Annotated in this window: 5 protein-coding genes; 4 read left to right on the top strand and 1 reads right to left on the bottom strand. The window is 56.2% G+C overall.

What is annotated here, in order from left to right:
• Positions 1 to 229: 229 nt before the first annotated feature.
• The 4 genes from ACOVRA_RS04805 (at position 230) to ACOVRA_RS04790 (ending at position 7,128) form a co-directional block, all read left to right on the top strand.
• Positions 230 to 1,513 (top strand): AGE family epimerase/isomerase, encoded by a 1,284-nt coding sequence (locus tag ACOVRA_RS04805; RefSeq protein WP_421719308.1) that lies wholly within the window; start codon positions 230 to 232, stop codon positions 1,511 to 1,513.
• 50 nt (positions 1,514 to 1,563) lie between these two features.
• On the top strand, positions 1,564 to 3,531 hold the full coding sequence (locus ACOVRA_RS04800; RefSeq protein ID WP_421719307.1) for a sodium:solute symporter family protein: 1,968 nt from the start codon (positions 1,564 to 1,566) through the stop codon (positions 3,529 to 3,531).
• A gap of 3 nt (positions 3,532 to 3,534) precedes the next feature.
• Positions 3,535 to 5,988 (top strand): glycoside hydrolase family 3 N-terminal domain-containing protein, encoded by a 2,454-nt coding sequence (locus tag ACOVRA_RS04795; protein WP_421719306.1) that lies wholly within the window; start codon positions 3,535 to 3,537, stop codon positions 5,986 to 5,988.
• Between the two features lie 75 nt (positions 5,989 to 6,063).
• Positions 6,064 to 7,128, top strand: a complete 1,065-nt coding sequence (locus ACOVRA_RS04790; RefSeq protein ID WP_421719305.1) for a LacI family DNA-binding transcriptional regulator — start codon at positions 6,064 to 6,066, stop codon at positions 7,126 to 7,128.
• A gap of 8 nt (positions 7,129 to 7,136) precedes the next feature.
• Here ACOVRA_RS04790 and ACOVRA_RS04785 read toward each other — a convergent pair whose 3' ends face one another.
• A complete protein-coding gene (locus ACOVRA_RS04785; protein WP_421719309.1) occupies positions 7,137 to 8,648 on the bottom strand; it encodes a tryptophan halogenase family protein in 1,512 nt (503 codons plus the stop codon).
• Positions 8,649 to 8,735: the final 87 nt, after the last annotated feature.

The following is an 8,735-nucleotide window of genomic DNA, read 5'->3' as shown; positions in this document are numbered from 1 at the left end:
ATACTGGCACATAGATGCCGTCAGGGGGCGTCCACCCCATCATTCCTAGTGGAAACGACCAAACCCAAAACTGCGGCGAACGAAAATGGTGCATTCCTTACGGAACGCACCCTACGACCCACGCTGCGGCGCGCCTGCAAACCCGTATTGACAGCGCTGACAATTTGGCAAACTATGGCCTGTAAGAAACGCAAGGTCACACGCATGACCGCGACCTGGGAGGGTTAAGTTGACAGATTTGAACGAACTCGCCTCCCCTTTGGCCGGGCAACATGCGGGCGACCTTCAGGGGGCGTTGACCCAATTGGAGGCGGAAGCCCGCGTAGAATTGAACCGAATCTGCGCGTGGTGGACCACCCAAGCCCCTGCCCCGGATTCAGGCTTCTATGGTGAAATTAGCGAAGCTGGCGTTCCAGATCCTGAGGCACCGCGCTCCATCATCCTAATCACCCGCCTGTTGTGGTTTTTTTCGAGCGCCTTTGAAGCCACCCAGCATGAAGCGTGCGGAAGACAGGCCGACCGCGCCTATCGTGTTCTGTTGGACCAGTTCTTAGACCCCAAAACCCAGACCTTCATCTGGATGGTCTCGGCGGGGGGCAAGCCACTTAATGCGCGCAAGCAAACTTATGCCCAAGCCTTTGGGATTTATGCGCTGGCTGCCTATGCGCGAGCGAAACAGAGTCCGGCCGCTCTTGCCTGTGCACTCAAGATTTTCGAGCAAGTCCAAACCCATTTCATGGACCCGATCCATGGCGGTTGGCTAGAGGCCTTGGGCCCTAATCTTGAGCCGATTGACGATGTCCGCTTAAGTGCGCGCGACCAGAATTCGCCCAAGTCGATGAACACGCATCTCCATATTCTGGAGGCCTATACCGCGCTATACGAGACTTTGGGGCATCTAGAGCCAGATCATCCGAGGTTTGCGGCTGTCCGCTCCGCATTGGAAACGGCGTTTGATATCTTCAATCAGCACATCGTCTCGCCAAGCAAAGATCGTTTGGGCCTATTCTTTGATCTCGACTGGACGAGCCAATCGAGTGTCCGTTCTTTTGGTCATGACATCGAGGCCAGTTGGCTTTTGTATGAAGCGGCACTTTCCCTCGATACGCAAACAATTTTGCGCGACGCCAAACAAGCCGCCCTTGGGCTCGCTGATGGAGCTCGGCAAGGGTTAAGCGAGCATGGCGGTCTTTATGAAGAAGTCGGCCAAGACGGCCATCTTTCCCGGCTGCATGTGTGGTGGATTCAGGCCGAGGCTTTGGTTGGCTTCCTCAATGCCTATGCGATCAATCGCGATCCGCTCTTCCTAACCAGCGCCTTTGACGTTTGGGATTTCATCAAGGCCAACCAAATCGACACACAAGGCGGGGAATGGTTCGAGCTTGCGCGTCTTGATGACCAGACCCCCAAAGCAGGCCTTATGGCTGGTCCATGGAAGTGCCCCTATCACACCGGACGCGCCATGATGGAAACCATCCGGCTTTGTCAAACCCTAAGGGCGACAACGCCATGACGACCTCACACGCCCTAAATCTCCTGTCTCTTGTCTAAGGCTTGATCCTGATGAAACTGCCACCCCTCGATCTCGCCATCGTCTTTGCTTATATCGCCTTGACGATTTTCATTGGCTTTTGGATATCCAAGCAAGCCAGTAGTGGGCTTAGAAGCTATTTTCTGGGTGGCAACAAATTGCCTTGGTATGCACTGGGCCTGTCCAATGCATCGGGCATGTTTGATGTCGCTGGTACGATGTGGCTGGTGTCCATCCTGTTTGTTTATGGCCTCAAAAGCATCTGGTTGCCCTGGTTGTGGCCCGTCTTCAACCAAGTCTTTTTGATGGTGTTTCTGTCGATCTGGTTGCGCCGTTCTGGCGTGATGACAGGAGCCGAGTGGATCACTTTCCGGTTTGGTGATGATCGCTCTGCCCGCCTCAGTCATTTGATCATTGTGCTGTTCGCGCTCATTCTCGTGCTGGCCTATATGGCTTATGGCTTTCTGGGGATTGGCAAGCTGGCCGCACAATTCATCCCCTTTAACCTGAGCGAACTCTTGCATCTGCAGGTCTTTCTACCGGATGCCTTGAAAGCAGCGTCCTTGAGTGCCGAACAACTCGCCGAGCGGGGTCGCCTATTGGCTGACTTTAACGACCGCGCTTACGGGGTGATCATCATTTTGCTGACCGCAATTTATGTGATCAAGGGCGGCATGTATTCGGTCGTCTTTACCGAGGTCATGCAATTCTTCGTCATGACGGTGACCTGCTTGGCGATTGCCTGGGTCGCCATGGCCCATACCGATGCAGCCAGCATTGCTGCGGCCATTCCAGAGGGCTGGACCAATCCCTTCTTTGATTGGAAGCTGGACTTGGATTGGTCGCAACTTCTGCCATCCGCCAATGAGAAGATTGCGTCTGAAGGCTATACGCTCTTCACCATCTTCTTCATGCTGGTTCTGTTCAAGGGCATTTTGAACTCGCTCGCAGGCCCTGCGCCCAATTATGACATGCAGCGTATCTTGTCCGCTCGCTCGCCAACCGACGCTGCCAAGATGAGTGGCTTTGTGAGCCTTGTCCTCAACCCTCCCCGCTATCTGATGATTGCAGGCTTGACGGTCCTCGCGCTGGTGCACTTCCAGGATGATTTGCGCGCCATGGGAAAGAGCGCGGATTATGAGGCCATTCTGCCCTTCACTTTGGCAGAGTTCTTGCCGACTGGCCTGTTGGGCCTAACCTTGGCTGGCCTGCTTGCCGCTTTCATGTCGAGCTTTGCCGCGCCCTTGAACGCCGCACCCGCTTACATCGTCAATGATGTCTATCGGAAATATATCAATCCAGAGGCGTCCGAGAAGAAGCTCATCCATTTGAGCTATGCGGTGTCGATAACCTTTGTCATTATCGGGACGGCCTTTGGCCTATTATTGCACAGCATAGACAGTGCCTTGAACTGGATTACGGCCGGGCTTTATGGCGGCTATACTGCGGCCAATGTGGTCAAATGGTATTGGTGGCGGATGAATGGTTGGGGCTATTTTGGCGGCATGGCGGCCGGGATTTTCTTTGCCCTCATTCTAGCCATCCCCCAACTGGGTTTAGACCCCTTACAATCCTTCCCCGTATTCTTTGTCATCTGCCTTGCTGTCGTGTTGGGCACATCACTGATGACACCTGCAACCGATATGGAGGTGCTTGAGAAGTTTTACGTGAAGACGAGGCCTTGGGGTTTCTGGGGGCCGGTGCAACAATCGCTTTTGGCCAAAGGGCAAGGTGTCGAACCCAATAAGGCGTTCAAATTGGATGCTTTTAATGTGGTTACTGGCATCATCTGGCAGACAAGTCTGGTGGCGGCACCAATCTTCTTTGTCATCCACAACTGGACCTCGTTTGGAATCGCCATGTCGATTGCGGCCGTGACGACTTGGCTGTTGAAAGTCTATTGGTGGGATCGCCTGAAAGACTATCCTTCAGACTATCAGCCGCCGGCCGACGAGGCGCTTGACGCACCCAGCATTACTCGCGCGGCTTCGGGCACCTAAATCATGCTAACCAGCAAAGCCTCAGCAAGCGCGGAGCAACATCTTGGTCCCGCGACCAATTTTGGAGAGCGGCCACTGACGCTGGCTGCGTGGCCGACGCCACAGCGCCATCTAAAGCCGGACCACGCCATCGAGGCCGAAATCACCCGGCAACTGGCGGCGATGAGCCTTGCCGAAAAAGTCGCTCAAATCATTCAGGCAGACATTGCATCCATCACGCCGGAAGAAGCGAAGAAGTACAAGATTGGGGCCATCCTGAATGGCGGCAATTCGGCACCGCACGGGCGGTTCGATGCGTCGGCCAAAGAATGGCTAACACTCGTTGACTCATTCTGGGATGAAACAGACGAAACTTCGATCCCCATCATCTTCGGCACCGATGCAGTCCATGGTCATTCCAATATCGCGGGTGCCACGATCTTTCCGCACAACATCAATTTGGGTGCGGCCCGCGACATAGATTTAGCCAAGGCGATCGGCGTCGCGACGGCAAAGGAGATCGCGGTCACAGGGATGGATTGGACGTTCTCGCCGACGGTCGCGGTCGCCAAAGACCTGCGTTGGGGTCGCACCTACGAAGCCTTTTCTTGTGACCCTTCCCTTGTCTGTAGCTTGGGAGCCGCCATGATTATTGGGTTACAAGGTGAGCCAGATACAAAGGACTTTCTGGGGCCGGATAAAGTCGCGTGCGCCGCTAAGCACTTCCTCGGCGACGGGGCCACGCAAGATGGGCGAGACCAAGGCGAAACCAATTGCTCGGAAAGCGAACTCATCACCCAGCATGCCGCACCCTATATTGCCGCGATCGAAGCAGGGGCGACTGCGATCATGGCATCTTTTTCGTCTTGGGGCGGGCAAGGTATGCATGGCCGGCACGACATGCTCACAGCCCTGTTGAAAAAGCATTGGCAGTTTGATGGTTTAGTAGCGGGCGACTGGAATGGTCACGGTCAATTGCCAGGTGCCGCGCCAAGCCACGCACCACAAGCTTTGGCTGCCGGCCTCGATATGTATATGGCACCAGATTCCTGGCGCGCACTTTTGGCCTCCACACTTGAAGTCGTGGCCGCTGATGCGGGCCTAGAAGCGCGTCTCGATGATGCTGTTCTTCGCATGTTGCGGTTCAAAGCCCGACTGGGACTTAGCAAAAAAGGCAGGCCTGCTGCGCGGCCCTTAGCTGGGCGATTTGACCTTTTGGGCTGCCCAGAGCACCGTGAGCTAGCCCGCCGCGCCGTTCGCCAATCGGCAGTTCTTTTGAAAAATGAAAACCAGATTTTGCCGCTTGCGCCAAGCCAACACATGTTGGTCTGCGGACGTGGAGCAGATGAGCTGGACCTCGCCTGCGGCGGCTGGACCCTATCTTGGCAAGGCGGCGGCGATGTCAAAGGTCTCTTCCCCGGCAGCCAAACCCTGTTGGAAGGTCTCCAAGCAAAGATCAGCTCTTCTGGCGGCCAAGTGACCTTTGATCCAGCCGGCCAATGGAACGACAAGCCAGATGTCGCCGTGGTTGTTCTGGGCGAAGAACCCTATGCAGAGTTTCGCGGCGATTGCGATACCTTGGCCTATCGGCCCGGTGACCCAAGTGACTATCAACTGATCGAAAGATTGGCGGCGGCGGGCATACCCGTCGTCACCGTGCTTTACTCTGGTCGCCCCCTTTGGATGAACCCGGCGCTGAACAAAAGCGCCGCCTTCATCGCGGCCTTCTTGCCCGGCACGCAAGCTGGGGCCTTGGCAGACTTGCTTGTTGAAGGGCAAACGGATTTTCAAGGCCGCCTGCCCTTCCCCTGGCCTGCCTTTAGCGACCACTTTGATCTCTGCGCAGCAAGCCCGAGCAGAGCCCCACTTTTTTCCTTGGGCTTTGGACTAAGTCTATCGGATCAAGTCGCTTGGCAGCCCGTGCATGAACAATCAGATGCCAAGAGGCACGACCCACTGACCATCTTTGACCGCGGCATCCCCCAAGGAGACTGGACGGCCACTCTATCCGATGCAGCGGGCTCCACCTCGATCAGAAAGCCAAACCTGACCGGGGGCACAGCGTCCCACGCAGGACACGTGAATCTGCGGGCCGCCGATTTCGGCCAGCAGGAAAACGCTTGGGCCATTCAGTGGACAGATGAAGCCTGCCTGAGCTTTATCGGCCCGCCGCTCAATCTCTCACGCGAAGCAAATGCCGACTATGCCCTTTATCTGACGGCCGTAACCAAAGAACCAGAGGTCATAGGCGTTGCCCTGTTGCCGCAGCATCATCTGGACCAGCCTCTGGCGAAGTTCATGACTTTGCTCGGTTCCACAGCTCAGCAGAACCATTCATTTGTCATTCCCTTGAAGCGATTTGCCGAATTAGGTCTCGACATGAACCACGTCTGCCAACTGGTGCTGCAGGGGCGAGAAAAGTCAGGCCTCTTGCTGGTGAAAGCTTATTTTGCCCCCATGGTGGCCGGTAGTGCATAAATCGTCAGCGGCTCTGATTGAAGTCGGGTAACGACAAGGCTTAGACTAGGCGGAAGACAGATCCAAGAAAGCCAGATGACTCCAAGGCGCGCCCCTACCATTTATGAAGTCGCCGCCCATGCGGGGGTTTCGATCAAGACTGTGTCGCGCGTCTTGAATGGCGAGCCCAATGTGCGCCCCAAGGTGCAAGAGCGGGTCAAGCGCGCGGTTTCCGAACTTGGCTATCGCCCAAAGGCTTCCGCCCGCGGTTTGGCAGGTGGCAGATCCTTCACGCTCGTGACCTTCCTCGATGAAGCCCTCACGCTCGACCATTGGAAGATTGACCGTTCGAACCCTTATGTAGAGCGGCTGCAATTTGGCGGCATGATGGCGTGCCGGGAAGCAGGCTATCACCTCTTGTTTGAGCTCTTGAATGCAGAAGCTGAAAATGCCGAAGCCATCTTGTCCTCAACCCTGTCGGCCCTGAACCCAGACGGGGTCATCCTGACACCGCCCATCTCGGACAATCAGAAAATCCTCGAAATTTTGGTCCGCATGGGCACACCCTTTGCGCGTTTGAGTGCGACAGAAACCGATGTCGCCTGCTTGTCGATCACGATGGATGAGCGTGCGGGTGCCTTTGAAGCCACCATGCACTTAGTTGGTCTCGGCCACAAAAGAATTGGCTTCATCGCCGGCACGCCGGGACTTGCTTCAAGTCGAGCGCGCCAGGGCGGTTATATCGATGCCATGCAGGCCAGCGGATTGCCTGTTGATGAGGCGACGATGCTGCAAAGCGACTATACGTATGAAGGTGGCAAAGCCAGCGGGCGGGCCTTGTTGTCGCTGGCAAAACCGCCAACGGCGATTTTTGCTGCGAACGACGAAATGGCCTTGGGCGTCATCCATGTCGCGTCCGAACTGGGGGTCGACGTGCCACGCGACTTATCGGTTGTGGGCTTCGACGACTTCCCCGCCTCCCGCTACAGCCAACCGACTTTAACCACGGTGCGCCAGCCCGTCGGCGATATGGCAGCAGAAGCGGCACAGCGCTTGATTGCCCATGCGGCAGCAAAGACCACAGAAGAATTGAACGAGGCCATCGCGATCAGCCACGCCTTTGTCGTGCGCAATTCTACCGCGCACCCAAAAGAGTCCTAGCTTTGAATTTAGGAGGGCATCATGCCCGCTTGGCGCAAGAAGTCTTCGTGCGCGGGTAATTGCTGCGATAGTTCGGCCAAGGCGCGATGGGCGTCGGCTAGAAATTGGCGTCCAGCTGCGCCCTCATGCACTTCCACCAAAGGATTATAGCCTTGGGGCTCGATGCCCTGGCCCATAAAGACCGCGACCCAACTGGTCTCGGTGAACAGGTCAAAGGCGCGCGGAGGCACTCGGCCGCCATGTTGGAATAGGGCCAAACGCTCCTGCAAACTATCTGGCAGTGCCATCTGGCGACAATAATCCCACAAAGGCTCGCCCACACGCTGATTGGCCATATAGTGCAAGACCAAAAAGTCGCGAATGGACTCATATTCCTCTTGTCCCAACCGATTATAGGTCTCGGCATCTGCCGCATGATTTTGCCGGCTTGGGAAGAAGTCCAGCAATTTGGTGATGCCGGTTTGGATCAAATGAATGGAGGTTGATTCCAAAGGTTCCAAGAATCCCGAGGCCAAACCGATGGCGACCACATTCTTGTTCCAGAGCTTTTTCCGACGCCCCGTGACAAACCGCAGGGGCTTTGCGTCCGCCAAGGCTGGTGCATCTAAATTGCCCATCAAGGTTTCATGCGCGGCCTCGTCTGAAACAAACTGGCTGGAATAGACATAGCCATTGCCCGTGCGATGCTGCAGCGGAATGCGCCATTGCCAACCGGCCGAACGCGCAGTTGAACGCGTGAAGGGTGCGGCCGGACCCACTTTTGCGGTCGGTACCGCTAACGCGCGGTCGGCCGGCAGATAAGCCCGCCAATCCTCATAGCCCGTCTTCAAGGTCTGTTCGATCAGGAGACCGCGAAAGCCGGTGCAGTCGACGAAGAAATCACCTTCGATTGCTTCACCACTTTCAAGAAGCACAGCCTCGACATTGCCGGTCTCAGGAGATTGGCGAACAGACTGAACCTTTTGATCAAGCCGCCGCACGTTCCGCGCTTCAGCGAACTTCCGCAGATAAGCGGCATAAAGCCCGGCATCAAAGTGGAAGGCTGACGTCAAGGTGGCTTGGATGGAAGCCGGGTCCCGGCCTTGAGGGGCAAAGCGACCGGCACGCGCGGCCAAACTGCAGAGCGAGAATTCACTCAGCTCGGGGAGCTGCCCCCCTGCCCGCGCCCGCAGCCATTGATGGAAAAAATTGGGCTGATTCAGACTGGGGCCATAAACACCAAAGGGGTGGAAATAGCGGTGGCCCGGCTTTACCCAATCACAAAACTCAATGCCTAATTTATAAGTGCCCTTGGTTTCGCGCACGAACTCGGCTTCATCGAGGCCGAGGATCGCATTGAAATTGCGGATGGGTGGAATGGTGGCTTCGCCCACACCCACAGTGCCAATGTCCGAACTCTCAATCAAGGTGATCTTGACCTTATGGCCAACAAAGCGCGCCAAAGCCGCTCCGGTCATCCACCCGGCCGTACCGCCACCAACGATCACGATAGACTTTGGCAACAGGCCGTTTGTTTCCATCAACCACCCACCCTTCTTTCGCCCAGATAGCTTGGCCCAAGCGCTCGGGGCCGCACAATAGCAAAAGGGGCAGCGTTTGCGGTACGC

Origin of the sequence: Aquidulcibacter sp. (genome assembly GCF_049239865.1) — a bacterium.
In the GTDB taxonomy this organism is placed as follows: Bacteria; Pseudomonadota; Alphaproteobacteria; order Caulobacterales; family Aquidulcibacteraceae; genus Aquidulcibacter.
Note: the sequence above shows the minus strand (reverse complement) of the source record. Positions and strands in the feature narration are given on the sequence as shown.

Coding starts and splice junctions, on each gene's coding strand:
- ACOVRA_RS04785 (WP_421719309.1), bottom strand. CDS start 8,648: ATGGAAACAAACGGCCTGTTGCCAAAGTCTATCGTGATCGTTGGTGGC.
- ACOVRA_RS04795 (WP_421719306.1), top strand. CDS start 3,535: ATGCTAACCAGCAAAGCCTCAGCAAGCGCGGAGCAACATCTTGGTCCC.
- ACOVRA_RS04800 (WP_421719307.1), top strand. CDS start 1,564: ATGAAACTGCCACCCCTCGATCTCGCCATCGTCTTTGCTTATATCGCC.
- ACOVRA_RS04790 (WP_421719305.1), top strand. CDS start 6,064: ATGACTCCAAGGCGCGCCCCTACCATTTATGAAGTCGCCGCCCATGCG.